At 71.7% G+C, this 25,631-nt stretch carries 19 protein-coding genes and 1 tRNA gene; 9 read left to right on the forward strand and 11 right to left on the reverse strand.

Annotation, left to right across the window (positions count from 1 at the left end; translation table 11 throughout):
• Positions 1-125: 125 nt before the first annotated feature.
• The 6 genes from AB4Y83_RS02595 to AB4Y83_RS02620 form a co-directional block, all read right to left on the reverse strand.
• Positions 126-1,103 carry a homoserine kinase gene (locus AB4Y83_RS02595; protein WP_442274998.1) on the reverse strand — a complete coding sequence of 326 codons (978 nt, stop codon included), beginning with the start codon at positions 1,101-1,103 and terminating at the stop codon, positions 126-128.
• A gap of 4 nt (positions 1,104-1,107) precedes the next feature.
• A complete protein-coding gene (thrC, locus tag AB4Y83_RS02600) occupies positions 1,108-2,202 on the reverse strand; it encodes a threonine synthase (protein ID WP_442274999.1) in 1,095 nt (364 codons plus the stop codon).
• Entirely contained in the window at positions 2,202-3,506 is a 1,305-nt protein-coding gene (locus AB4Y83_RS02605) for a homoserine dehydrogenase (protein ID WP_442295946.1), read from the reverse strand. The genes thrC and AB4Y83_RS02605 overlap by 1 nt, the downstream gene beginning before the upstream one ends.
• Before the next feature lie 96 nt (positions 3,507-3,602).
• On the reverse strand, positions 3,603-5,021 hold the full coding sequence (gene lysA / locus AB4Y83_RS02610; RefSeq protein WP_442295947.1) for a diaminopimelate decarboxylase: 1,419 nt from the start codon (positions 5,019-5,021) through the stop codon (positions 3,603-3,605).
• A 2-nt stretch (positions 5,022-5,023) separates the two neighbouring features.
• The gene (locus tag AB4Y83_RS02615; RefSeq protein WP_442295948.1) at positions 5,024-5,818 is read right to left on the reverse strand and encodes a DALR anticodon-binding domain-containing protein; all 795 of its coding nucleotides are present in this window, start codon (positions 5,816-5,818) and stop codon (positions 5,024-5,026) included.
• Between the two features lie 160 nt (positions 5,819-5,978).
• Positions 5,979-6,053 (reverse strand) — tRNA-Arg (locus AB4Y83_RS02620).
• A 106-nt stretch (positions 6,054-6,159) separates the two neighbouring features.
• Between AB4Y83_RS02620 and AB4Y83_RS02625 the strand changes: the two genes are divergently transcribed.
• The 3 genes from AB4Y83_RS02625 to AB4Y83_RS02635 all read left to right on the forward strand — a co-directional run bounded on the left by AB4Y83_RS02625 (position 6,160) and on the right by AB4Y83_RS02635 (position 7,786).
• Positions 6,160-6,591: a class I SAM-dependent methyltransferase gene (locus AB4Y83_RS02625; protein ID WP_442295949.1), complete on the forward strand. Its 432-nt coding sequence runs from the start codon at positions 6,160-6,162 to the stop codon at positions 6,589-6,591.
• The gene (locus tag AB4Y83_RS02630; protein WP_442295950.1) at positions 6,588-6,989 is read left to right on the forward strand and encodes a hypothetical protein; all 402 of its coding nucleotides are present in this window, start codon (positions 6,588-6,590) and stop codon (positions 6,987-6,989) included. Before AB4Y83_RS02625 ends, AB4Y83_RS02630 begins: the two co-directional genes overlap by 4 nt.
• A 179-nt stretch (positions 6,990-7,168) precedes the next feature.
• Complete coding sequence (locus tag AB4Y83_RS02635; RefSeq protein ID WP_442275004.1) at positions 7,169-7,786, forward strand: ASCH domain-containing protein; 618 nt, start codon at positions 7,169-7,171, stop codon at positions 7,784-7,786.
• Between the two features lie 28 nt (positions 7,787-7,814).
• Here the strand turns inward: AB4Y83_RS02635 and AB4Y83_RS02640 are convergent, their stop codons facing one another.
• Complete coding sequence (locus AB4Y83_RS02640) at positions 7,815-8,852, reverse strand: hemolysin family protein (protein WP_442275005.1); 1,038 nt, start codon at positions 8,850-8,852, stop codon at positions 7,815-7,817.
• Positions 8,849-10,255: a hemolysin family protein gene (locus AB4Y83_RS02645; RefSeq protein ID WP_442275006.1), complete on the reverse strand. Its 1,407-nt coding sequence runs from the start codon at positions 10,253-10,255 to the stop codon at positions 8,849-8,851. The genes AB4Y83_RS02640 and AB4Y83_RS02645 overlap by 4 nt, the downstream gene beginning before the upstream one ends.
• 247 nt (positions 10,256-10,502) lie before the next feature.
• Between AB4Y83_RS02645 and AB4Y83_RS02650 the strand changes: the two genes are divergently transcribed.
• From AB4Y83_RS02650 to AB4Y83_RS02670, 5 genes are all read left to right on the forward strand, one after another.
• A complete protein-coding gene (locus AB4Y83_RS02650; protein ID WP_442275007.1) occupies positions 10,503-11,555 on the forward strand; it encodes an ABC transporter ATP-binding protein in 1,053 nt (350 codons plus the stop codon).
• Entirely contained in the window at positions 11,552-12,355 is an 804-nt protein-coding gene (locus tag AB4Y83_RS02655; RefSeq protein WP_056770552.1) for an ABC transporter permease subunit, read from the forward strand. The genes AB4Y83_RS02650 and AB4Y83_RS02655 overlap by 4 nt, the downstream gene beginning before the upstream one ends.
• Positions 12,356-12,548: 193 nt before the next feature.
• Positions 12,549-16,457: a multifunctional oxoglutarate decarboxylase/oxoglutarate dehydrogenase thiamine pyrophosphate-binding subunit/dihydrolipoyllysine-residue succinyltransferase subunit gene (locus AB4Y83_RS02660; protein ID WP_442295951.1), complete on the forward strand. Its 3,909-nt coding sequence runs from the start codon at positions 12,549-12,551 to the stop codon at positions 16,455-16,457.
• Positions 16,458-16,641: 184 nt separating this feature from the next.
• Entirely contained in the window at positions 16,642-16,818 is a 177-nt protein-coding gene (locus AB4Y83_RS02665; RefSeq protein ID WP_020142973.1) for a DUF6104 family protein, read from the forward strand.
• Positions 16,819-16,821: 3 nt separating this feature from the next.
• Positions 16,822-17,682 carry a GDSL-type esterase/lipase family protein gene (locus AB4Y83_RS02670; RefSeq protein ID WP_442275009.1) on the forward strand — a complete coding sequence of 287 codons (861 nt, stop codon included), beginning with the start codon at positions 16,822-16,824 and terminating at the stop codon, positions 17,680-17,682.
• On the opposite strand, the gene AB4Y83_RS02675 is transcribed toward AB4Y83_RS02670, so the two are convergent.
• Positions 17,675-18,103, reverse strand: coding sequence for a hypothetical protein (locus AB4Y83_RS02675; protein WP_442295952.1), 429 nt, complete (start codon positions 18,101-18,103; stop codon positions 17,675-17,677). The genes AB4Y83_RS02670 and AB4Y83_RS02675 overlap by 8 nt on opposite strands.
• 343 nt (positions 18,104-18,446) lie before the next feature.
• On the opposite strand from AB4Y83_RS02675, the gene AB4Y83_RS02680 reads away from it, so the two are divergent.
• A complete protein-coding gene (locus AB4Y83_RS02680) occupies positions 18,447-18,695 on the forward strand; it encodes a WhiB family transcriptional regulator (protein ID WP_020142976.1) in 249 nt (82 codons plus the stop codon).
• Positions 18,696-18,797: 102 nt separating this feature from the next.
• Here AB4Y83_RS02680 and AB4Y83_RS02685 read toward each other — a convergent pair whose 3' ends face one another.
• Positions 18,798-20,285 (reverse strand): sensor histidine kinase, encoded by a 1,488-nt coding sequence (locus AB4Y83_RS02685; RefSeq protein ID WP_442275011.1) that lies wholly within the window; start codon positions 20,283-20,285, stop codon positions 18,798-18,800.
• Between the two features lie 43 nt (positions 20,286-20,328).
• A complete protein-coding gene (locus AB4Y83_RS02690) occupies positions 20,329-25,533 on the reverse strand; it encodes an NAD-glutamate dehydrogenase (RefSeq protein WP_442295953.1) in 5,205 nt (1,734 codons plus the stop codon).
• Positions 25,534-25,631 lie beyond the last annotated feature (98 nt).

The raw sequence follows: 25,631 nt of genomic DNA on the forward strand, positions 1-25,631 counted from the left end.
AGGCAAAGGATTTCGCCTCAGTGTGGGGGTGATGCACCGGCCTGCGGTGTCGCGGCGAGTGGTGCGGGCTCAGGATACCACCCAGGGACCCCGGCACGGGTGAGGGAGGTCACGAATGTCGCGCTTCAGCGAGCGTGCACCGTGGCGCCGTGGCTCGGCACCCCGGGCGTGAGCCGCGCCCACCGGTCCGCGAGGTGCCCGGCCTGCACGTCGCCCGCGGCCTCGGTCGTCGTGAGGACGAGGACGCTCGGGCCGGCCCCGGACACGACGGCGGCGTGCCCCTGCGAGCGGAGGAGGTCGACGAGCTCCATCGTGGCCGGATAGGAGGGGCGCCGGGCCTCCTGGTGGAGCCAGTCGCGGGTCGCAGCGTGCAGGTGCGAGGGATCGGCCGTCAGCGCGTGCACCAGCAGGGCGGCGCGTCCGGCACCTGCGGCAGCCGCCGCGAGCGGGACCGTGGCCGGCAGCACGGCGCGGGCCGTCCGCGTCGCGAGCTGCGTCTCGGGGACGAAGACGACGACCTCGACGTCGGGGTGCGGGTCGAGTCGGGCCGTGACGGTCCGTTCGCCGCGGTCGAGGCCACTGCCGTCCGGCATCCAGCTCACCGTGAGGCCGCCGTGCACGCTCGCCGAGGCGTTGTCGGGGTGCCCCTCGAGCTCGCTCGACAGGTGCGTCGCCAAGCCGAGGTCGACGGGCACGGCGGCGCCGGGAGCCGGCCACGCGGCATACGCAGTCTCGTCGGCGCCCCACGAAAGTGCCTGCGCGGCAGCCACGCCCGCGACAATGGCCGTCGCCGACGAGCCCAGCCCGCGGCTGTGCGGCACACCGTTGGTGGCCACGATGTGCAGGCCGGAGGGCGGCTCGGCGCCGAGCGCACGCCACGTGTGCTGCATCGTGGCGTGCACGAGGTGCAGCTCATCGGTGGGCACGTCCGCCGCGCCCTCACCGGTGACCTCGATGACGAGACCGGCGCGGTCGGACGTCGTGACGACGTAGTCGTCCCAGAGACCGAGGGCCAGGCCGATGGAGTCGAAGCCGGGACCGAGGTTGGCGCTGCTCGCCGGTACCAGCACGCTGACGGAGCGGCCCGCGGGCACCCGGCTCACGCGGTCAGCCCTCGAGACCGAGGGCATGGGCCGCCGAGAACGCGTCGACCGAGACGCGGGTCGGCACGACCTCGCTCCCGTCGGCGGTCCGCAGGGCCCACTGGGGGTCCTTGAGCCCGTGACCGGTCACGGTGCACACGATGCGTGCGCCGGAGGGCACGAGCCCTGCGGCGTGGCTCGCCAGCAGGCCCGCGACCGACGCGGCCGAGCCGGGCTCGACGAAGACGCCCTCCTGCGACGAGAGGTAGCGGTGGGCGTCGAGGATCTGCTCGTCGGTGACGGCCTCGATGCGGCCACCGGACTCGTCGCGGGCGGCGACGGCCTGCTCCCACGACGCCGGGTTGCCGATGCGGATCGCGGTCGCGATGGTCTCGGGGTGGTCGACCGGGTGGCCGAGGACGATCGGCGCGGCACCGGCAGCCTGGAAGCCCCACATCCTGGGCAGGTGGGTCGCCGGTCCCGCGGGCGCGTCGGTGACGGGCTGGGCGAGGTACTCGCGGTAGCCACGCCAGTACGCCGTGATGTTGCCGGCGTTGCCGACCGGGAGGCAGTGGATGTCGGGGGCGTCGCCGAGCGCGTCGACGACCTCGAAGCTCGCGGTCTTCTGGCCCTCGATGCGTGCAGGGTTGACCGAGTTGACGAGCTCGACGGGGTAGGCCTCGGCGAGCTTGCGTGCGAGGGTCAGGCAGTCGTCGAAGTTGCCGTCGACCTGCAGCAGCGTGGCCCCGTGGGCGATCGCCTGGCTCAGCTTGCCCATCGCGATCTTGCCGTCGGGCACGAGGACGCCGCACGTCATGCCGGCCTTCGTCGCGTAGGCGGCGGCCGACGCGCTCGTGTTGCCCGTGCTCGCGCAGATGACGGCCTTGGCCCCCTTGCGGGCGGCGACGCTGATCGCCGTCGTCATGCCGCGGTCCTTGAACGAGCCGGTGGGGTTGAGGCCTTCGTACTTGAGGTGGACCTCGGCGCCGACGCGCTCGGAGAGCTTCTCGGCGTGGATGAGCGGGGTGCCGCCCTCGTGGAGCGTGACGACGGGGGCGCCCTCGAGCATGGGAAGGCGGTCGGCGTACTCGCGGATCACTCCGCGCCACTGGTGGGCCATCACGAACCTTCCACACGCATGACGGAGTTGACGCCACGGACGACGTCGAGCGTGCGCAGGCGCTCGACCGTGGACGAGAGCGCGGCGTCGCTCGCGGTGTGCGTGACGATGATGAGGTTGGCCCTGGCCGCCTCGCCGTCGCCGGCGGGGACGAGCTGCTGGCGCACCGTCTCGATCGACACGTCGTGGTCGGCGAAKGCGGCCGCGACCTGGGCGAGGACACCCGACCGGTCCTCGACGTCGAGGCTGATGTGGTACCTCGTCTGGGCGTCGCCCATCGTCAGGACGGGCAGGTCGGCGTAGCTCGACTCCCCCGGCCCGAGGCCACCCCCGACGCGGTGACGCGCGACGGCGACGAGGTCACCGAGGACCGCCGAGGCCGTCGGGTCGCCGCCGGCGCCCTTGCCGTAGAACATCAGCTCACCGGCGGCGTCGGCCTCGACGAAGACGGCGTTGAACGCCTCGCGGACCCCCGCGAGCGGGTGCGAGCGCGGGATCATCGCCGGGTGCACGCGGACGCTGACGCCCTTGTCGGTGTGCTCACAGATCGCGAGGAGCTTGACGACGGAGTCCATCTCGCGCGCCGCCGCGACGTCGGCAGCCGACACCTCGGTGATGCCCTCGCGGTAGACGTCGGTGCCTGAGACCCGGGTGTGGAAGGCGAGCGAGGCCAGGATGGCGGCCTTGGCCGCGGCGTCGAAACCCTCGACGTCGGCGGTCGGGTCGGCTTCGGCGTAGCCGAGGGCCTGGGCCTGCTCGACCGCGTCGGCGAAACCGGCCCCGGTCGTGTCCATCTTGTCGAGGACGTAGTTCGTCGTGCCGTTGACGATGCCGAGCACCTTGCGCACCTCGTCACCGGCGAGCGACTCGCGCAGCGGGCGCAGCAGCGGGATCGCCCCGGCGACGGCGGCCTCGTAGTAGAGGTCGACGCCGTGGCGGGCCGCGGCGTCATAGAGGGCCGGGCCGTCCTCGGCGAGGAGCGCCTTGTTGGCCGTGACGACCGAGGCCCCGTGCTCCATCGCGCGCAGGATGAGCGAGCGAGCCGGCTCGATGCCGCCGATGACCTCGACGACGACGTCGGCCCGGGTCACGAGGTCCTCGGCGTCGGTCGTGAAGAGGGCGGCGTCGACCCCGAGGGCGGCGCGGTCCCGGCCGGCGCGGCGCACGGCGATGCCGACGATCTCGAGCGGCGCGCCGACACGCGCGGCCATGTCGTCCGCGTGCTCGGTGAGCAGGCGCGCGACGGCTCCGCCCACGACGCCCGCCCCGAGCAGGGCGACGCGCAACGGCTGGGTGTCACTCACGGCGCTGTCCACGGTGCGAATCCTGCCGCCTGTCCGGGTGCTGGACGGTCATTGTTTCGCGATCCGGACATCCGTGGCGCAGGATCTGCAGATCCATCAGACGTCGAGGGCGAGGAGGTCGTCGATGGTCTCGCGCCGCACGATGACCCGGGCGACCCCCTCACGGACTGCGACGACGGGTGGGCGCGGCGTGTGGTTGTACTGGCTCGACAGGGAGCGGCAGTAGGCGCCCGTACCGGGGACGGCGATGAGGTCGCCCGCACCGACGTCGGCCGGGAGGAACTCGTCCTTGACGACGATGTCGCCGCTCTCGCAGTGCCTGCCCACGACGCGGGCGAGCACGGGAGGAGCGGTCGAGGCCCGGCTCGCGAGCGTGCAGGAGTAGTTGGCGTCGTAGAGCGCGGTGCGGACGTTGTCGCTCATGCCGCCGTCGACGGAGACGTAGACGCGCTCTGCTCCCCCGTCGAGGTCGACCGGCTTGACCGTGCCGACCTCGTAGAGCGTGAAGGTCGTGGGGCCCGCGATGGCGCGTCCCGGCTCGATCGAGATGCGCGGCACGGCGACCTCCTCGGCACGGCACTCGCGCTCGATGATCTCGGCCATGCCGGCCGCGAGGTTCTTCGGCGGCAGGGGGTCGTGCTCGGTCGTGTAGGCGATGCCGAAGCCGCCGCCGAGGTCGAGCTCGGGCAGCTCGACGCCGAGCTCGCGCGCGATGCGGGTGTGCAGCCCGACGATGCGGCGGGCCGACACCTCGAAGCCGGCGGTGTCGAAGATCTGCGAGCCGATGTGGCTGTGCAGACCGAGGAGGCCCAGCGAGTCGGGCCGGTCGAGGATGCGACGTGCGGCCTCGAAGGCGTGCCCCCCGGACAGGGACAGCCCGAACTTCTGGTCCTCGTGGGCCGTCGCGATGAACTCGTGCGTATGCGCCTCGACCCCGACGGTGACGCGGATGAGGACCGGTGCGACGACGCCGAGCTCGGCGGCGACCGCGGCGACGCGCTCGATCTCGTCGAAGGAGTCGATGACGATGCGGCTCACGCCGTAGTCGAGGGCGTCGCGGATCTCGGCGACGCTCTTGTTGTTGCCGTGCAGGCCGATCCGGTCGCCGGGGACGCCGGCCCGCTTGGCCACCGCCAGCTCGCCGCCGGTGCAGACGTCGAGGTGCAGGCCCTCGTCGTGGACCCACCGCGCCACCTCGGTGCAGAGGAAGGCCTTGCCGGCGTAGAACACGTCGGCGCCATCCGACAGCCCGTCGAACACCTCGGCATACGTCCGCTTGAAATCCCTTGCGCGCGAACGGAAGTCGTCTTCGTCGATGATGTATGCCGGGGTGCCGAACTCGCGTGCCAGCTCGGTCACGCTCATCCCACCGACCGTGAGGACGCCGTCGGCGCCCCGACCGACGGAGGTCGCCCAGAGGGACGGGACGAGGGCGTTGACGTCGACGGGGGTCTGGAGCCACGCGGGGCCGCGATAGCCCTCCGCGTGCAGCGCTCCTGCTTCGTGTGCGCGCATGACTACATCCTCTCGGGGGCTGCCGCGTCCAGGCGGGCGAGTCCATTGCGCAAGACGATGCGGACGGCGTCGGCGAGGAGCAGCCGAGCCCCGTGGACGGGCTGCGGGTGCACCCCGACGACCGTCGGTCGCACCGGGTGGTCCCAGGCATCGGCGAGCGCCGCGAGGTCGGTCACGGCTCGACGCTGCTGGACCTCGTCGCCGACGTGGGTCGCGAGGCGCTGCGGCAGGTCCGCGAGGGCCACGAGCAGGTGGCGTTCGGCCACGTGGGTCAGCTCGCCGAGCCGGGTCGACGGACGCCGGTCGACCCCCGCGGCCTCGGCGTTGCGGATGATGCGGCAGAGCCGGGCGTGCGAGAGCTGGGCGGAGCGGACGGCGTCGTCGACGGCCCGGGAGCCGGGCGCCTCGACGAGATCGTGCCGACGATCGCCCGCGGCGAGGGCGTAGTGGTCCTGGTCGTCGATGACGAGGGGGACGATCGCCGACCGCGCGGAGTCCTCGAGGGTGAGCGCGATGAGGCCGCTGGGTGCCACCTCGACGGCCGCGACCGGCTTCTGGCGGATCAGCCCCTGGGCGAGCACGCGTGCCAGGTCGCGCGGCTCGAGGTCGATCTGCGGCGCCCACCGCTGGGCGACCGGCGTGACCCAGTCGGCGACGACGCCGGCGACGCGGGTGTCGGTGGGACGGAAGAGCGGGCCGGCGGGTGGCCCGGCCTGCGCCTCGTCGGGCAGCTCCCCGGTGCGAGCCGCCTGCGCGGCGACCTCCTCGAGAAGGGCGCGCAGCTGCTCCGGCGTCATGCGGCCGAGTCTACGAGCCCGACCTGCGGCTCCCTCGATGCCCCGGATGCCCCGGATGCCCTGGTTGCCGGAGGGCGCCCCGGGCAGGACTCCGACGCTGCCGCGGACGACACGAGGCCCTGAGACGGCGCTTCGCGCGTTCTCAAGGCCTCGTGTCGGTTGGTGCCCCCGGCAGGATTCGAACCTGCGCTCCCGCCTCCGGAGGGCGGTGCTCTATCCCCTGAGCTACGGGGGCGGCACGCACTTTCGTGCGCCCGGTGAGATTAGCAGCAGACCGCGGTGGACGCGGAATGCACCCCCGCGTCGGGCCCCGGACGCCCTGCCGCTGCGACGATGGCCGGGTGACGAGCCACGAGGACATCGACTGGTCCGCTCCCGAGGTGGCCGCCCACTACGACGAGCTGCCTCTCTGGTCGGCGCCGTTCGGGCTCATGCTGCTCGACCGGGTGCCGCTGCACCGGGGCCAGAGCGTCGTCGACGTCGGCGCGGGCACCGGGTTCGTCACCGTCGAGCTCGCGCAGCGCTGCGGGCCCGAGTCCCGGGTCACGGCCGTGGACCCGTGGGCGGCGGCCATGGAACGCCTCGCCGACAAGGTGGCCTTCCTCGGACTGACCAACGTCGACGTCGTCGTGGCCTCCGCCGAGCACCTCCCGCTGCCGGACGCGTCCGTCGACCTCGTCGTCTCCAACCTCGGCATCGGGGCGCAGTACGCGCGCACACTCATGGAGCACGGCCAGTGGGTCGTCGAGGTTGTTGCGGGGGACGACTCGTGACGACGACGAACCCCGTCGGCCACATGGAGCAGGTGTACGCCGCCTACCGCAGGGCGCTGTCCGACCTCGGTCTCGACGACCACCGCCACGCCCTCGACGCCCAGGAGCAGCACCGCGCGACCGTCGCATCGGTCTCCGACCAGCTGACCGTGGCGGGTCTCGACGTCGTCGACGTCGCGACCGACGTCTTCCGGATGCGCTTCGCCGACGGGCGGGCACTGTTCGCCCACTGGTTCGTCCGGCTCGGCTTCGTGCCGGGCTGGCGCTCGGTCGTGCCCGATACGGAGGCCGACCGCGTCCTCGCCGACGTCGCGTCCAGGCTCGACGCCGTCGCAGCCGAGCAGGGGGCTCTCGAGCTCACCGTGCCGATGGCGTGCGTGACGGCCGTCCGTCGATAGTGCCCCGCCCGGCGTGCTCGTGCTGCCCGTCGTGGCGGAGTTGCACGTGCACGCCGGAATCGCGTTCATCCGCAAGGTCGCCCGCCCCCCGACCACCGCCCACGGCACGGCGCACGTGGACGTTTGCGTGGGGCTGCGCGGGCGCGCCACTGCCGGCCGGCACGTGCCACGATGAGGTCGTGCTCATCTCCAAGCCCGTCGCCGAGGCCATCCGTGCCGGCACGGTGACGCAGGCCTTCCGCCGGTGGGACGCCCCGCGGGTCAAGGTCGGCGGCCTGCAGCTCACCCCGGCCGGCCTCGTCCGCTTCGACGCCGTCAGGCGGGTGCGGGACCCGGACAAGCTCACCGAGCGCGACGCCCGCACGGCCGGCGTCAAGGACCTCGCGACCCTCCAGCGGTTCCTCGCCCCGAGGGAGCGCAAGCCCTCACCTCGAGGCGGCAAGGGCGGTGACACCGTCTACCGCATCCGGCTCAGCTGGGCCGGTGAGGACCCGCGGATCGCCTTGCGCGAGAGCCTGCCCGACGACGAGTCGCTGGGCGACATCGCGGCTCGTCTCCGACGGCTCGATGCGCGGCCGACCGGTCCGTGGACCCGCGAGATCCTCGAGTGGATCCGCGACAACCCGCACGTCGTCTCGAAGGAGCTGGCCGCCCTGCGCGGCGTCGAGCTGCTCCCGATGAAGGTCGACATCCGCAAGCTCAAGGCCCTCGGGCTGACGATCAGCCACGACGTCGGCTACGAGCTCTCACCGCGCGGGACGGCATACCTCGAGTGGCTGGAGCGGCAGCCCGGCTGAGCACGATCGGCTCGACCCCGGCGGCTGGTCAGCGCTGGGTCGTGTCGGTGACCTCGCCGACGAGCTCCTCGAGGACGTCCTCGAGGAAGACGACACCCGTCACCGCGGCGTCGTCGTCGATGACGCGTGCGAGGTGGGCGCCCGTCAGCTGCATCGTGGCGAGCACGTCCTCGATGTCGTCGTCCGCGCGCACGGTGGCGAGCCGGCGGACCCGCTTGGGCGGGATCGGCTGCTCATGACGCTCGTCGTCGGCGTAGAGGACGTCCTTGAGGTGGAGGTAGCCGGCGATCTCGCCCGCGGCGTCCCGGACCGGATAGCGCGAGAAACCCTGCTTGGCGACGAGGCGCTCGATGTCGGCGGGCGTCGCGCCCAGCTCGACGGTCGTCAGCGACCGCACGTCGACCGCAACCTCGCGGGCGCGCTTGTCGGAGAACTCCAGCGTCTTGGCGACGAGGCCGTGACGCTCCTCCTCGATGAGGCCCTCGCGACGGGACTCCCCGACGATGTGCGCCACCTCCTCGACGGTGAAGGCCGACGTGATCTCGTCCTTGGGCTCGACCCCGAAGAGGCGCACCAGAGCCTTCGCGATCGCCTCCATGGCGTGGATGATCGGGCGCAACGCGCTCGCGATGACGAAGAGCGCCGGCACGAGGACGAGCGCCGCCCGATCGGGCCCGGCGATCGCGAGGTTCTTCGGGATCATCTCGCCGACGACGACGTGGAGGTAGGACACGATGAGCAGTGCGAGCGCCAGGGCCACGCCGCTCGCCCAGGCGTCGGAGAGTCCCCAGCCGTGGAAGATCGGCTCGAGCAGGTGGTGCAGCGCCGCCTCGGCCAGCGCGCCGAGCCCGACGGAGCACACGGTGATGCCGAGCTGGGCGGTGGCGAGCATCGACCCGAGCCGCTCGAGCGCGAGCAGGCACGACTGCGCGCGCTTGCTGCCCGCGCCGGCCAGCGGCTCGAGCGTCGAACGCCGCACCGCCATGGCGGCGAACTCGGCGCCGACGAAGAAGGCGTTGCCGAGCAGGAGGAGGACCGAGACGAGGTAGACCCAGGCGCCGCTCACGACCGCTCCCCCGTGTCCCGCGCGGACGGCATACGACCAGCCCGGTCCGAGGGGCCGGACGCGGCAGTTGCATCACGTGCGTCCTCGCCGTCGCCCGGCGGCAGGGACTCCGGGTCGGGCACGAAGCGCAGCCGGTCGACGCGGCGCCCCTCCATGCCGACGACGTTGATGCGCCAGCCGGGCAGCCGGACGACGTCACCGACGACGGGCACCCGGCCCAGGCTGGTCATGACGAAGCCGCCCATCGTCTCGTAGGTCGACCCGTCAGGGACGTCGGCGTCGAAGGCGTCGCGCACCTCGTCGGGACGCCACAGTCCGGGGACGGTCCACGACCCGTCGATGAGCTCGCGGCCACCCTGCCGGCTGCGGTCGTGCTCGTCGGAGACCTCGCCGACGATCTCCTCGACGACGTCCTCGAGCGTGACGATGCCCGACGTGCCGCCGTACTCGTCGACGACGACGGCCATCTGGAAGCCGCCCTCGCGCAGCTCGCGCAGCAGCGGGTCGAGGCGGATCGTCTCGGGGACGACGAGGCGGTCGGACATCAGCGCCGAGACGGGCACGTCCTTGCGCCGCTCGTGCGGCACGGCCATCGCCTTCTTGACGTGGACGACCCCGTCGATGTCGTCCCAGTCCTCGCCGAGGACCGGGAAGCGCGAGTGCCCGGTGCGCCGCGAGAGCCGCAGCACGTCGTCGGCGGACTCCTCACGGTGGACGCCGGTGCACCGCACGCGCGGCGTCATGACGTCGTCGGCCGTGCGCTCGCCGAAACCGAGCGAGCGCGTCAGCATCCGTGCGGTCGTGACGTCGAGGGTGCCGGCCTCGGCGGATCGCTGGACGAGGCTCGCGAGCTCCTGCGGCGTGCGCGCGCCCGACAGCTCCTCCTGCGGCTCGATCCCGAGTGCGCGGAGGAAGGCGTTGGCCGAGCCGTTGAGCACGATGATGAGCGGCTTGGCGACGACGGCGAAGACGCGCACGGGCAGGGCCACGACCTTGGCCGTCGCGAGCGGCGCGGAGATGCCGAGGAACTGCGGCAGCAGCTCGCCGAAGACCATTGAGAAGATCGTGGCCAGCAGGAGGGCGAGGGCGCTCGAGACGGCCTCCACCGCACCGGCGCCGAGACCGAGGGCCTCGAGGGGCCCGGCGACGAGGACCCCGATCGAGGGCTGCGCGAGGTAACCGACGACGAGGGTCGTGATGGTGATGCCCACCTGGGCCGCCGACAGCTGCGTCGAGAGCTGCTTGAGCGACTGGAGCACGACACGGGCCCGCGAGTCACCCTCGTCGATGGCGCGCTGGACCGTGGGCCGATCGAGGGCCACGAGGGAGAACTCGGCCGCGACGAAGAGCGCGGTGCCGGCTGTGAGCAGCACGGCGCCGAGGACGAGGAGCCACTCGGTCACGGCCGGGCCACCCGTCCGGGGGCGCCCGCGGTGACGGGAGGGGTGACCTGGCTGGTGGCGGGGGTGGCCGGACCCTGGTCGCGGAGGGAGGTCATGGTGCGCCCAACTATAGGGAGGCGCACCGGTCCGCGGCGCCGCGGACCGCTCGCTGCGACCTCCGCGTGGACCGGGTACGCGGTGTGGTTGAGTTGGGCGCATCACGGCGGGGGCCGTGGCGCCCACCTGGGCCGACGGAGGGAGCACGGTGGTGCACGGACGACCGGAGTTCACCGGGCACATCGAGGTGCGCGGTCTGACGAAGCGGTTCGGCTCGTTCACCGCCGTCGACCACCTCGACTTCGACGTCGAGCCGGGACGAGTGACCGGCTTCCTCGGGCCCAACGGCAGCGGCAAGACGACGACCCTGCGCATGCTGCTCGGCCTCGTCCGGGCCACCGACGGCACGGCGACGATCGACGGCCACCGCTACGCCGAGATCCCCAACCCGCTCACCGTCGTCGGCTCCGCCCTCGAGGCGACGAACTTCCACCCCGGCCGCACGGGGCGCAACCACCTGCGCGTGCAGGCTGCGGTCGCCGGTGTCCCCGACTCGCGCGTCGATGAGCTCCTCGAGCTCGTGGGCATCCCCGCCGCCGCCCGCAAGCGGGCCGGCGGCTACTCCATGGGCATGCGCCAGCGGCTCGGCCTCGCCGGAGCCCTGCTCGGCGACCCGCGCGTCATCATCCTCGACGAGCCGGCCAACGGCCTCGACCCCGAGGGCATCCGCTGGCTGCGCGGCTTCCTGCGCCACCTGGCCGACGAGGGTCGCACGCTGCTCATCTCGAGCCACATGCTCTCCGAGGTCGAGCAGACGGTCGACGACGTCGTCATCATCGCCAACGGCCAGCGCGTCGCCCAGGGCACCGTCGCCGAGCTGCGTGGCGAGCCCACGGCCTACGTCCGCACGTCCGACCCCGACCGCCTGTCCGAGGCGCTCCGCGGTCGCGGCCTCACGGTCACGCCGAGCGGGCGGGGCCTGCGCGTCACCACCGAGGACCTCGCCGTGGTCGGTGACGTGGCGCACGCCAGCGACGTCGCGATCCACGAGCTGCGCAGCGAGCAGACGCACCTCGAGGAGCTCTTCTTCAACCTCACCGAGAACGACGCGCACCGCAACCGCAACCTGGGGCTCGACACGCCCGCAGCGGGGAGCGTGCCGGCCGACCTCCCGCCGCCGAGCGGACCCCCGATCGACCCCGCCCTGCTCGCCGAGCCCGCGCCGGTGGCAGGTCAGGCCGACCGCGAAGGAGACCTGCGATGACCGCGGCGGTGCGGGCCGAGCTCCGCAAGCTCTTCACGACGCGCCTCTGGTGGGGCATGGCCATCGCCGTGTTCGTCAGCGGCGCCGCCTTCGCCGTCCTCTTCGCGTTCGTGTTCACGAGCGACGCCCTGCGCGGCCCTCAGGCCGCGGCGGCTCCCACCACCGACGTCGCCATCGCCAAGGCCGTCTTCACGGGCGGCCTGCAGGTCGGCTACCTCCTGACGCTGTCGATCGGCGTGCTCACGATCGGCTCGGAGTACCGCCACCAGACCATCACCGCGACCTTCCTGGCGATCCCCCGGCGCGGTCGCGTCATGGCGGCCAAGGTGATCTCGCTGCTCGCGATCGGCGTGCTCTACGGCCTGCTCTCGCTCGCGGGCGCCGTCGGCGCGGGCACCCTCGTGCTGACGTCCAAGGGTGTCGCCCCCTTCGCCGACCCGGCGATCTGGCGCACCCTCGCGCTCTCCCTGCTCGTCCTCGGCCTCTGGGCCCTCATCGGCCTCGGCGCCGGCATCCTCATCCCCAACCAGGTCGCCGCGCTGCTCATCTCCGTCGCCGTGGCGTGGATCGTCGAGCCGGTGCTCGGGCTCGTGCTCGCCCTGACCGACTGGGGCAAGAGCATCTCCCCCTACCTGCCGAGCCGCGCCACGAGCGCGATGCTCGAGTCGACGAGCGGCGGCTTCGACGGCCAGCCGGTCGCCCAACTCTCCTGGTGGGCGGGCGCGCTCGTGCTCATGGCGTATGCCGCCGTGATGGCCGGCCTCGGCACGTGGCGGACGCTGCGCGCCGACATCAGCTGACCTCGGGCCTCCAGCGGCCACGGGCGATACCCGAGAGCGCCCCCGAGGGCCAGCCCTGTGGACGTGAGGAACGCCTCGTCGGTGGTCGGGCTCGACATCCGAGCCCCCGTCCGGTATCAGAGCATTCGGGTCTAGGCTTGACCCCTGTATAGGCAACGACGCACCCGAGCCAAACGAAAGAGGCGCATTCGCCGTGTCCGATCAGTCCACGTCCGGTGACCCGATTGCAGCATTCGGGCCGAACGAATGGCTCGTCGACGAGCTCTACCAGCAGTTCCTGACCGACAAGACGTCGGTCGACAAGGCCTGGTGGGGGTTCTTCGAGGACTACCGGCCGGGTGAGGCCGACGCGAGCGCGGCCCCGGGCCGCACGGTGACCGCGACCAAGCCGCAGACGAGCACGCCGGCCAACGGCTCGGCCACCGGGTCCACCAACGGGTCGTCCAACGGTGCCCCCGCCAAGACCCCGACGGCCCCGGCGCAGAGCCCCGCCCCGGCGCCGGCGGCGACGACCCGGCCGAAGGTGGCGCCCGCGCCACCTGCCAAGACCCCCGCCGCACCGGCGGCCAAGGCCGAACCGAAGGCCGAGCCCAAGACCGAGCCCAAGGCGGCACCCAAGGACGAGTCCACCGCCGAGGCCCCCAAGCCGCGCGACATCCCCGCGGTCAAGGGCACCGGCCCGGTGAACGACGACCGGGTCACCCCGCTGCGCGGCGCGTCCTCCCGCGTCGTGGCCAACATGGAGGTCTCGCTCACCGTCCCGACCGCGACGAGCGTGCGCGCCGTCCCGGCCAAGCTGCTCATCGACAACCGGGTCGTCATCAACAACCACCTGGCCCGCTCGCGCGGCGGCAAGGTGAGCTTCACGCACCTCATCGGCTACGCCATGGTCAAGGCCCTGGCGCTCATGCCCGAGATGAACAACGGCTTCACCGAGAAGGACGGCAAGCCCGCCCTCGTCGTGCCGGCCCACGTCAACTTCGGCCTGGCCATCGACCTCCAGAAGGACGACGGCAGCCGCACGCTCGTCGTGCCCTCGATCAAGTCGGCCGAGGAGATGGACTTCGTCCACTTCTGGACCGCCTACGAGGACGTCGTCCGCAAGGCACGGGCCAACAAGCTGACCGTCGAGGACTTCCAGGGCACGACGATCTCGTTGACCAACCCGGGCGGCATCGGCACCGTGCACTCGGTCCCGCGCCTCATGAAGGGCCAGGGCGCCATCATCGGCGTCGGCGCCCTCGACTACCCCGCCGAGTGGCAGGGCGCGAGCACCGAGACGCTCAACCGCAACGCCGTGAGCAAGATCCTCACGCTCACCTCTACGTACGACCACCGGATCATCCAGGGCGCCCAGTCCGGCGACTACCTGCGGATCATGCACCAGCTGCTCCTCGGCGACAACCGCTTCTACGACGAGATCTTCGAGTCGCTGCGCATCCCCTACGAGCCGATCCGCTGGATCCAGGACGTCGACTCCTCGCACGACGACGACATCAACAAGGTCGCCCGCGTCCAGGAGCTCATCCACGCCTACCGCGTGCGCGGCCACCTCATGGCCGACACCGACCCGCTCGAGTACAAGCAGCGTCGCCACCACGACCTCGACGTCACGACGCACGGCCTGAGCCTGTGGGACCTCGACCGCACCTTCGCGACGGGCGGCTTCGGCGGCTACCCGTTCCTCAAGCTGCGCAAGATCCTCGGCATCCTGCGTGACTCGTACTGCCGCACCGTCGGCATCGAGTACATGCACATCCAGGACCCCGAGCAGCGCAAGTGGATCCAGAACAAGGTCGAGCGACCCTACGAGAAGGCCAACCGCGACGAGCAGATGCGGATCATGCGCCGGCTCAACGCCGCCGAGGCCTTCGAGACCTTCCTCCAGACGAAGTTCGTCGGGCAGAAGCGCTTCTCGCTCGAGGGCGGCGAGTCCGTCATCGCGCTCCTCGACCGCATCCTGTGCCGCGCCGCGAGCGAGAACCTCGACGAGGTCTGCATCGGCATGCCGCACCGTGGCCGCCTCAACGTGCTGGCCAACATCGCCGGCAAGTCCTACGGCCAGATCTTCCGCGAGTTCGAGGGCACCCAGGACCCCAAGTCGGTCCAGGGCTCGGGCGACGTGAAGTACCACCTCGGCACCGAGGGCGAGTTCGTCTCCGAGGACGGCAGCAAGACCAAGGTCTACCTCGCCGCCAACCCCAGCCACCTCGAGGCCGTCAACCCGGTCCTCGAGGGCATCGTCCGGGCCAAGCAGGACCGGCTCAACCTCGCGGGCGAGTCCTTCACCGTCCTGCCCGTGCTCATGCACGGCGACGCGGCGTTCGCCGGGCAGGGCGTCGTGGCCGAGACGCTCAACCTCTCGCAGCTGCGCGGCTACCGCACGGGCGGCACGATCCACGTCGTCATCAACAACCAGGTCGGGTTCACGACCTCGCCGAGCAGCTCGCGCTCGTCGGTCTACTCGACCGACGTCGCCCGCATGATCCAGGCGCCGATCTTCCACGTGAACGGCGACGACCCCGAGGCGTGCGTGCGCGTGGCGGAGCTGGCCTACGAGTTCCGCCAGGAGTTCAACAAGGACGTCGTCATCGACATGGTGTGCTACCGCCGACGCGGTCACAACGAGGGCGACGACCCGTCGATGACCCAGCCGCTCATGTACAACCTCATCGAGGCCAAGCGCTCGGTCCGCAAGCTCTACACCGAGTCGCTCATCGGTCGCGGCGACATCAGCGTCGAGGACGCCGAGGCCGCGCTGCGCGACTACCAGCAGCAGCTCGAGCGCGTCTTCGTCGAGACCCGTGAGGCGAAGAAGGCCCAGTCCGCCACGCCGCCCCAGCCGAACGACCGCGACTCCGACGCTCCCGACAACGCCGGCCTCGAGCGCCCCACGGCGCAGGTCCAGGACGACGAGGCGCCGGTGCGCTCCGCGACAGAGACCGGGGTCGAGGCGAGCGAGCTCGTCCACATCGGAGAGACCTTCGCGAGCCCGCCCGAGGGCTTCACGATCCACCCGAAGCTCAAGCAGCTCATGGACAAGCGGGCCCAGATGGTCCACGAGGGTGGCATCGACTGGCCGATGGCCGAGCTGCTCGCCTTCGGCACGCTCCTCAAGGAGGGCACCCCGATCCGGCTCGCCGGTCAGGACAGCCGCCGCGGCACGTTCGTGCAGCGCCACGCGGTGCTCATCGACAAGAACAACGCGGAGGAGTGGACGCCGCTGCTCTACCTCGGCGAGGGGCAGGCCCGCTTCTGGGTCTACGACTCGCTGCTGTCCGAGTACGCAGCGATGGGCTTCGAGTACGGCTACTCCGTCGAGCGTCCCGACGCTCTCGTGCTGTGGGAGGCGCAGTTCGGCGACTTCGGCAACGGCGCGCAGACGATCGTCGACGAGTTCATCTCCAGCTCCGAGCAGAAGTGGGGCCAGCGCAGCTCGGTCGTGCTGCTCCTGCCGCACGGCTACGAGGGGCAGGGTCCCGACCACAGCTCGGCGCGCATCGAGCGCTACCTGCAGCTCTGCGCCGAGAACAACATGACAGTCGCCTACCCGTCGACGGCGGCGAGCTACTTCCACCTGCTGCGCCGGCAGGCCTACGCCCGTCCGCGCACGCCGCTCGTCGTCTTCACCCCGAAGTCGATGCTGCGCAGCAAGGCGGCGGCCAGCTCTGTCGAGGCCTTCACGCAGGGCGGTTTCCAGCCGGTCCTGGCCGACCACGAGGGGGTCACCCAGGACGTCACGCGGGTGCTCTTCGCCAGCGGCAAGATCGTCCACGAGCTCGATGCCGAGCGCGAGAAGCGCGGCGACACCTCGACGGCCGTCATCCGCGTCGAGCAGCTCTACCCCATCCCCGAGAAGGAGATGATCGACGCCGCCTCGAAGTACCCCGGCGCCGAGCTCGTGTGGGTGCAGGACGAGCCGCGCAACCAGGGTGCGTGGCCGCTCATGGCCCAGTGGCTGCACGAGGACCTCTGCGACCTCGGCGAGACCCGTCCGTGGCGCGTCGTGGCCCGCAAGGCCGCGGCCTCCCCGGCCACCGGCTCGTCGAAGAAGCACGCGGCCGAGCAGGCCGAGCTCATGGAGCGCGCGTTCGGGCGCTGAGCCCGCACCCGCCCGCACGGCACACCGAGCACCCGGGGGGCCCCGCCACGACGGCGGGGTCCCTCGCTGCGTCCCCGGCGTGACGGCATACGCAGGCGGTCGTCTCCCGTCGGCACGCAGGCGAAGTGCCCGGTCCTCGGCCCGCCTCCGCCTGCCCCACCCCCGCACGCGATAACCTCCCCACGTGTACTTCACCGACAGGGGCATCGAGGAGCTGGCGGCGCGCCGCGGCGAGGACGAGGTCACCATCGAGTGGCTCGCCGAGCAGCTGCGCACGTTCGTCGACCTCAACCCCGAGTTCGAGGTGCCGGTCGAGCGACTCGCGACATGGCTCGCCCGGCTGGACGACGACGAGGACTGAGCAGTGAGCGACCGCAGCGACAGGGCCCAGACGCACGGCGAGGCACCGAGGGAGCCCTACGGCGTGGGCCCCGCCTACCCCTCGTCCCACACCCAGTTCACGACCGACGCCCCGGGGCGGTATGCCGCCGCGTCGGCTCCCGCGTCGACCCCCGAGCCCGCTGTCCCCACCGCGCCTGCCGCACCTGCGGAGTCCCCGCAGGCCCCGGCGGACGTGGCCCCGACGGAGGACCCCTACTACGCTCCGAGCGCCGAGTTCACCGTCGCCGAGGGCATCCGCGACGTCGGCATGGTCTTCGTCGGCGCCTCGATGACGGCCGGCTACGGCGACCCCAAGGGCCTGGGCTGGGTCGGACGCGTCGTGGCCCGCACGCAGCACCCGGACCTCGACCTGACGGCCTACAACCTCGGCGTCCGCGGGAACACCTCGGGCGACGTCGTCACCCGCTGGGGCGCCGAGTGCCACCCGCGCTGGAAGGGCCGCGCCGAGCGACGTCTCGTGCTCAACGTGGGCACCAACGACGTCCTGTCGGGCATGACGATGGCCCGCTCGCGGCTCAACCTCGCCAACGTCCTCGACGAGGCGACCAACGCCGGGATCGGTGTCTTCGTCGTCGGCCTGACGCCGACGCTCGACGACGAGATGAACCGCAAGATCGAGGCGCTCGCCGAGGCCCAGGCCGACGTGTGCTCACGCCGCGGCATCACCTACGTCGACTGCTACCGCCCGCTCGCGACGCACGACCAGTGGATGGCCGACCTCGCGGCCAGCCCCGACCGCGCCCACCCCGGGCAGGCCGGCTACGGCCTCATCGCCTGGCTCGTGCTGCACAACGGTTGGAACGACTGGCTCTCGCTCAGCTGACGACGTCCGTGTCGCGCTCGCCGTCCGGGCTGCCGTCTGCCCGGCGCCCCGGAGCCGACACGGCGGCCACGATGCTCGCCACCGCGACGAGCCCGACGGCCAGGGCCACGGGGGTGCGGTCCGACTCGTGGAGCGACCACGCGACCGGCAGCAGGAGGGCGTTCCAGAGCACCGTGGGCGTGCGCGGCCAATCGGCGGCGCGGGCCCAGCCCCGGGCCAGCGCGAGCAGCCCCAGCCCGAAGACGAGGATGAGGGCCCCGGAGGTCGCCGCCCGCGTGACGTCGTCTGTGGCGCCCGTCACCATCTCGTAGACGTAGAAGCCGGCGAAGCCGAGAACGGCGAGAGCCTCGAGGAGCGTGAGCAGCCCTGCGGCGCGGTGGGATCCGCGCACCTCGCGGCTCGGAGAGGTCGATTCGGTCACCTCGCCAGCCTAGCGATCCGGCTGGTCCGGACCGTCCGGGCGGGTCCCGGGCCCCACGGACGGGCCGGAGGTCTGGAACTGGGAGCCGTCTGCCGATAGACTCAATCCTTGGTGTGATCCGCGCCCAAGGCGTTGAACACGGACATGGTTGCTGGTCACACTGGATCATGGCCTCAACGCGTACGGAACAACTTCGTGCGCGTTTCCGTTGGTCAGGGGGTCATCCCCCGCACGACGACACCATGACTTGGCTCCGACAACGACGCTGGCGCCCCGAGCACATGCACCGCGACCGACACCCGGCGTCGGTGCGAACCGAGATACATGAAGGAGCACGATCCACATGGATTGGCGCGACCGCGCTGCCTGCCTGGAGGCCGATCCGGAGCTGTTCTTCCCCATCGGGAACACCGGCCCGGCCATCCTGCAGATCGAGGAGGCGAAGGCTGTGTGCCGGACCTGTCCGGTCATGGACACCTGCCTCAAGTGGGCCCTCGAGACCGGCCAGGATGCCGGCGTCTGGGGCGGCCTCTCCGAGGACGAGCGCCGCGCCCTGAAGCGCCGCAACGCGCGGGCTCGCCGCGCCGGCTGAGCCCCGCACGACCATCGTCGTCGAGCCCGGTGACCCTCCCCGGTCGCCGGGCTTTTGGCTGCCCGCGTATGCCGTCCGGTGACGACCGGGGTGCCGTGCCCCTCAGGTGATGGGGCGCAGGGTCGCGGTGAACCGGGCCCGGGTGCCGTGGGGCACGACGGCCTCCCACGAGATGCGGCCCTGGAGGTCACTGACGAGCGACTGGACGATCTGGGTCCCGAGACCCGAGCCGGGCCGGCGGGCCGGGTCGATGCCCTTGCCGTCGTCCTCGACCGAGACGACGACCATCTGCTGGCCACGCTCGTCGGCCTGACGGTCGATGAAGATGCGCACCTCTCCCCCGGCGTCGCCGAGGCCGTGCTCGATGGCGTTCTGGACGAGCTCGCTCATGATCATCGCCAGCGACGTCGCGTCCTCGGCGCGCAGGCGCCCGAAGGAGCCCTCCGTGACGGTGTGGACCGGCGCACCGTTCGCCGAGACCTCGACGACGGCGTTGAGCCCGCGCTGGGCGATGGTGTCGAACTCGACCGTCTCGTCGAAGCCCTGGCTCAGCTGGTCGTGCACCATGGCGATGGTCCCGACCCGGCGCTCGGCCTCGGCCAGCGCGATCTTGGCCTCGCCGTCGGGGAGCCGGCGCGACTGGAGGCGGAGCAGCGCGGCCACGGACTGGAGGTTGTTCTTGACGCGGTGGTGGATCTCGCGGATCGTCGCGTCCTTGGTCATGAGCTCGCGCTCGCGACGGCGCAGCTCGCCGACGTCGCGCATGAGCACGATGGCACCGAACCGCTGCCCGGCCTCGGTGAGCGGGATCGCCCGCATCGAGACGGTCGTGCCGCCTGCGACGACCTCGGTGCGCCAGGGCTGACGCCCCGTGACGACGAGCGGCAGCCCCTCGTCGACGGGGTAGGACTCGCGGATGTTGTCGGTGACGATCTGGGCGAGGCTCGCCCCGACCACCTCGCCGAGGTGCCCGAGCCGGTGCAGGGCGGAGACGGCATTCGGGCTCGCGTAGGTGACGATGCCGTCGACGTCGAGTCGGATGACGCCGTCACCGACCCGGGGTGCGCCGCGTCGCAGGCCCGTCGGGGCGCCGCTGTGCGGGAACTCTCCCCCAGTGACCATCCGGCACAGGGCGTCGGCCGTGGCGAGGTAGGTCAGCTCGAGGCGGCTCGGGGTGCGCGTCGTCCAGAGGTTCGTGTGGCGGGTCAGGACGGCGACGACGTGGCCACCACGGACGACGGGGATGTACTCCTCGCGCACCGACTGGTCGGCTCCGTGCTCGTGCGGGACGACGACCTGGCGCACGCGCAGGATGCGCTGCTCGGCCGCGGCCTCGTCGAGCAGGTCACGGGTGCGGCCGGGATCGGCGATGCGGCCCACCTGGTCGTCGACGAAGACGAGCTGTCCCGTCGTCGGGCGCACGTGGGCGACGGCCTCCCAGCGGTCGCTGATCGACCGGACCCAGAGCACGAGGTCGGCGAACGAGAGGTCGGCGACGAGCTGCCAGTCGCCGACGAGCAGCTGCAGCCACTCGACGTCGTGGTCGGGCAGGTTCGTCCGGCCGCGCAGGAGCTCGCTCAGGGTTGCCACGTCCCGAGCCTAGTGAGCCACGGGGCCCACGCGTTCGGTGGCCTCACCCACCCACTCGAGTGAGCGCCCCGTCCCACTCGAGTGAGCGCGCCGTCCCACCTGCGCTACGGGACTCGGCGGCCACTCGGGTCGCAGCGGCACGGGCCGCCTGCTTGGTCGCGGTCTTCGTGGCCGGGGCCTTCTTCACGGCTGCCGTCGAGGTGGCGGGCTGCTTGGCCTCGGTCTTCGGGGCCGCGCTGGCCGCCTTCTTCGGGGGCGCCTTCTTCGCGGCGGACGCCTTCTTCGCGGGTGCCTTGCTGGCAGACGCCTTCTTCGTCGGGGCGGGACCCGACGGCGCCTGGGCCTGGATGGGCGCGGGCTGGCCGGACGACGCCGGCTTGGTGACGGTGCGCAAGGTGCGCAGGGCGACCGAGAGCGCGGCGATGCCGGCGTGGCTCATCCGCTCGATCCCGCCGAGGGCCGCCCGGGCCCGACCGAGCGCGTCGGCGTTGAGCTCGGACCACTCGGCGAGGCGGCCCGCGGCGTCGTGACGCGGGTTGCTCACCTCGAGCACCGACCGGGTCAGGCTCTCGAGGACCGCGTAGAGGTCGTCGCGCAGCGCGCCGCGGGCCATGGCGTCCCAGCGGTCGTCGCGCGGCAGCATCGTGACCCGCGTCAGCATCGCGTCGATCGAGAACGTCTCGGAGGTCAGGAAGTAGACCCCGACGACGTCGTCGAGCTTCTCGCCGGTGTCCTCGGCGATCTCGATGCAGTCGAGCAGCGAGTAGAGGTCGAGCAGGGACGCCGCGGCGAGCGCGAGATCCTCCGGCACGCCCTTGCCCTCGAGCTCGCGGGCCCGTCGCTGCAGGCGGGTGCGCTCGCTGCCCTGGAGCAGCTCGGCGATGCGGCCGGAGAAGGCCTCGATGCCGGGGCGGAAGCGCGCCACCTCGGCCGCGATGTCGAGCGTCGCCGGGCGTGAGGTGAGGAACCAGCGCACCGAGCGGTCGATGAGGCGACGGAACTCGAGGTAGAGCGCCGTCTGCGCCGCCGTGCTCACGACGTTGTCGGTGGCCTCCACGCCCCGCACGAAGCCGGCGAGGTCGAAGACCTCGCGGCAGACGACGTACGCGCGGGCGACCTGCTCCGGGGTGGCGCCGGTCTCCTCCCCCGCCCGGTAGGCGAAGGTGATGCCGCCGCGGTTGACCATCGAGTTCGCCACCGCGTTGGTGACGATCTCGCGACGCAGCGGGTGGGCGGCGATCTCGTCGGCGTACTTGCCGCGCAACGGCTTCGGGAAGTACTCGGCGAGCGTCGACTCGAACCACGGGTCGTCGGGCAGGGCCGTCGTGATGAGCTGGTTCTTGAGATAGAGCTTGGCGTAGGCGACGAGCACCGAGAACTCCGGCGACGCGAGGCCCAGTCCGTCCTTCTGGCGGCGCGCGATCTCGGCGTCGCTCGGGAGGAACTCGAGCGACCGGTCGAGGTCGCCGTTCGCCTCGAGGAACTGGATGAGGCGCTCGTGCACGCCGAGCATCGCGTGCTGCTGCGCGCGGGCGTTGCCGAGCAGGACGTTCTGCTCGTAGTTGTCACGCAGCACCTGCTCGGCGACCTCGTCGGTCATCGAGGCGAGGAGCGTGTTGCGACGCTTCGTCGTCAGCTCGCCGGAGCGGGTCAGCTCGGTGAGCAGGATCTTGATGTTGACCTCGTGGTCGGAGGTGTCGACGCCGGCACTGTTGTCGATGGCGTCCGTGTTGATCCGGACACCCGCCAGCGCGGCCTCGATGCGGCCGAGCTGGCTCGCCCCGAGGTTGCCGCCCTCGCCGACGACCTTGCAGCGCAGGTCGCTGCCGTTGACGCGGATGGCGTCGTTGGCCCGGTCGCCGATCTCGGAGTTCGTCTCGGCCACCGCCTTGACGTAGGTGCCGATGCCGCCGTTCCACAGCAGGTCGACCGGCGCGAGGAGGATCGCCTTCATGAGGTCGGCGGGCGTCATCGACTTCGTGCCCGAGCGCAGCCCCAGGGCCGCGACCATCTGCGGGCTCACCGGCACCGACTTGGCCGATCGCGGGAAGATGCCGCCGCCCTTGCTGATGAGCTTCTCGTCGTAGTCGGCCCACGACGACCCGGGCAGGTCGAACATCCGCCGACGCTCGGCATACGAGGTCGCGGCGTCCGGGTCGGGGTCGACGAAGATGTGCCGGTGGTCGAAGGCCGCGAGCAAGCGGATGTGCTCCGAGAGGAGCATCCCGTTGCCGAAGACGTCGCCGCTCATGTCGCCGACGCCGACGACGGTGAACTCCTGGGTCTGGGTGTCGACGCCGAGCTCGCGGAAGTGGCGCTTGACCGACTCCCACGCGCCGCGCGCCGTGATGCCCATGCCCTTGTGGTCGTAGCCCGCGGAGCCGCCGGACGCGAAGGCGTCGTCGAGCCAGAAGCCGTAGTCGGCGGAGATGCCGTTCGCGATGTCGGAGAACTTCGCGGTGCCCTTGTCGGCGGCGACGACGAGGTAGGTGTCGTCCTCGTCGTGGCGCACGACCCGGCGCGGCGGCACGGCGGCACCCGAGACGAGGTTGTCGGTGAGGTCGAGCAGCCCGGAGATGAAGAGCTTGTAGGACGCGATGCCCTCGTCCATCCACGCGGCGCGGTCGACGGCGGGGTCGGGCAGCTGCTTGGCGTAGAAGCCGCCCTTGCTGCCGGTCGGCACGATGACGGCGTTCTTGACCATCTGCGCCTTGACGAGCCCGAGGACCTCGGTGCGGAAGTCCTCGCGACGGTCGGACCAGCGCAGACCGCCGCGGGCGACCTTGCCGAAGCGCAGGTGCACGCCCTCGACCCGGGGGCTGTAGACCCAGATCTCGAACATCGGTCGCGGGGCCGGGAGGTCGGGGACCTTCTTCGGGTTGAGCTTGAGCGAGACGTACGACTTGTCGCGGCCGTTCTCGTCGGGCTGGTAGAAGTTCGTGCGCAGGCTCGCCTGGATGACTCCGAGCAGGGCACGCACGATGCGGTCGTGGTCGAGGCTCGCGACGTCGTCGAGCGCCTCCTTGATGCGCGTGACGACCTGCTTCTGCCGCGACGCCCGCTTGTCGTGGCCGGCCTCGGTCTCGGGGAAGGCGTCGGGGTCGAAGCGCGCCTCGAAGAGCTCGACGAGGCTGCGGGCGATGCCGGTGTTGGCGGCGAGCGCCGACTCGACGTAGTCCTGCGAGAAGGTCGAGCCCGTTTGGCGGAGGTACTTCGCCACGGTGCGCAGGATGACGACCTGCCGCCAGGTGAGACCCGCGGCGAGCACGAGGGCGTTGAAGCCGTCGGACTCGGCACGGCCGTCCCAGACGGCCCGGAAGGCCTCCTCGAAGCGCTCGCGGACGTCGGCCGAGAGGGCTGCGTCGCCGGACCCCCACGTGCGGGCGTCGGCGCACAGGCCGAAGTCGAAGATGTGCAGCGTGCGGCCGTCGGGTCCGGGCACCTCGTAGGGGCGCTCGTCGGTCACCTCGACGCCGAGGTGCGTGAAGAGCGGCAGCACCTGCGTCAGCGACAGGTCGGCGCGGCGGTAGAGCTTGAAGCGCCGCTCGCGCGGGTCGTCGGACGCGGGGTCGTCGTAGAGGTGCAGGCCGGTCGTGCGGTCACCGTCGCCGAGCGCGTCGATGCGGTCGAGGTCCTCGACCGCCGTCTCGACGTCGAAGTCCTCCTTGTACGCCTCGGGCAGGGCCTTGGCGTACGCCGCCATCGTGCGGGCCGCGCCCTCGAGGCCGCGGGCCTGGCCGAGCGCCTCGGAGAGGTCCTCGTCCCAGGTGCGGGTCGCGTCGATGACGCGCTTCTCGAGCTCCGCCTCGTCGATGTCGGGGATGTCGGTGCCCGCCGGCATGCGCACGACGAAGTGGAGGCGCGCGAGCGTCGACTCGCTGACCCGCGTCGTGTTGTCGATGTTCTCGCCGCCGAAGGCCTCGAGCAGGATCGCCTCGATGCGCAGGCGGACCGTGGTGTTGTAGCGGTCGCGCGGGAGGTAGACGAGGCACGAGACGAAACGGCCGAACTCGTCGCGACGCAGGAAGAGCTTGGTCTTGCGGCGCTCCTGCAGGTGCAGGACGCTCGTCGCGATCTCGGCCAGCTGTGCGGGGCTCGTCTGGAAGAGCTCGTCGCGCGGGTAGGTCTCGAGGATCTGGAGGATGTCCTTGCCGGAGTGGCTGTCGGCGCTGAGCCCGGTGAGGCGCAGCACCTCCTGCGCCCGCACGTCGAGGAGCGGGATGTCGTGGATCGTGTCGTTGTAGGCGGCCGAGGCGTAGAGGCCGAGGAAGCGCTGCTCGCCGACGCACTCGCCGCGGGCGTCGAAGCGCTTGACCGAGATGTAGTCGAGGTAGACGTCGCGGTGGACCGTCGCGCGCGAGTTGGCCTTGGTGATGATGAGGATGGTGGAGTCGCGAGCGGCTCGGCTGGCAGCCGGCGTGAGCACGAGTCCCTTTCCGGCAGAGGGCCGGTCGTAGCGGAGCAGCCCGAGACCGGTGCCGGGCACCTGGCGCGAGACGTCCTTGCCGTTCTCGTGCGAGAGGGAGTACTCGCGGTAGCCGAGGAAGGTGAAGTTGTTGTGTGCGAGCCACTCGAGGAAACGGCTCGTCTCGCGCGCCTGGTGCGGGTCGGTGCCGGGTGGCGTCGCCGAGCGGAGCTCGCTCGCGATGGTCAGCGCGTGGGCGCGCATCTTGGGCCAGTCCTCGACGGAGTCGCGGACGTTCTCGAGGACGTGCCGCAGCCGGGCCTCGACGTCGGGCAGGGCGTCGGCCGGCAGGCGGTCGATCTCGAGGTGCATCCACGACTCGCGCACGAGACCGAGGGAGCTGGACTGCACGGTCGTCGAGCCGTCGGTGATGACCGACTTGAGCTCACCGGTGATGGTGCGCGAGACGGTCATCTGCGGGTGCACGATGAGGTGGACGCCGCGGTCGAAGCCGCCGAGAGCGGCCACGACGGAGTCGACGAGGAACGGCATGTCGTCGACGACGATCTGCACGACCGAGTGGCCCGTGGACCAGCCTTCGTCGTCGGCGGTGGGGTTGAAGGCGCGCACGTTGAACGTGCCGACCGGGCGATCCTGGGCGAAGGCGCGGTGCTCGGTGGCGATGGTCGCGAGCTCGCGCGCCGGGCGCGCGAGCAGGTCCTCGGTCGCGACGAGGCGGTAGTACGCGAGGAGGAACTCCTCGAGGTCGCGGGACGCGGTGCCGCCGGATCGGCCTCGGCCCCGTCGAGAGGGAGGCGCCACTGCCGCGGCAGCGGCCTTCATGACGTCGATTCGAGTCTGTTCGAGTGACGCTGACATGCGGTCGTCGGATTCCTCACCGTGTGGCCCGTACGGCGGCACGTCGTTGTGCCGCCCATCTC

The sequence above is a fragment of the Terrabacter sp. RAF57 genome (genome assembly GCF_052113925.1).
Lineage (GTDB): Bacteria > Actinomycetota > Actinomycetes > Actinomycetales > Dermatophilaceae > Terrabacter.

What these genes read in the sequence shown, in the direction of transcription:
- AB4Y83_RS02680 (WP_020142976.1), top strand. Translation starts at nt 18,447, where the DNA reads ATGGATTGGCGCGACCGCGCTGCCTGCCTGGAGGCCGATCCGGAGCTG.
- AB4Y83_RS02690 (WP_442295953.1), bottom strand. Translation starts at nt 25,533, where the DNA reads ATGAAGGCCGCTGCCGCGGCAGTGGCGCCTCCCTCTCGACGGGGCCGA.
- AB4Y83_RS02615 (WP_442295948.1), bottom strand. Translation starts at nt 5,818, where the DNA reads ATGACGCCGGAGCAGCTGCGCGCCCTTCTCGAGGAGGTCGCCGCGCAG.
- thrC (WP_442274999.1), bottom strand. Translation starts at nt 2,202, where the DNA reads ATGGCCCACCAGTGGCGCGGAGTGATCCGCGAGTACGCCGACCGCCTT.
- AB4Y83_RS02655 (WP_056770552.1), top strand. Translation starts at nt 11,552, where the DNA reads ATGACCGCGGCGGTGCGGGCCGAGCTCCGCAAGCTCTTCACGACGCGC.
- lysA (WP_442295947.1), bottom strand. Translation starts at nt 5,021, where the DNA reads ATGCGCGCACACGAAGCAGGAGCGCTGCACGCGGAGGGCTATCGCGGC.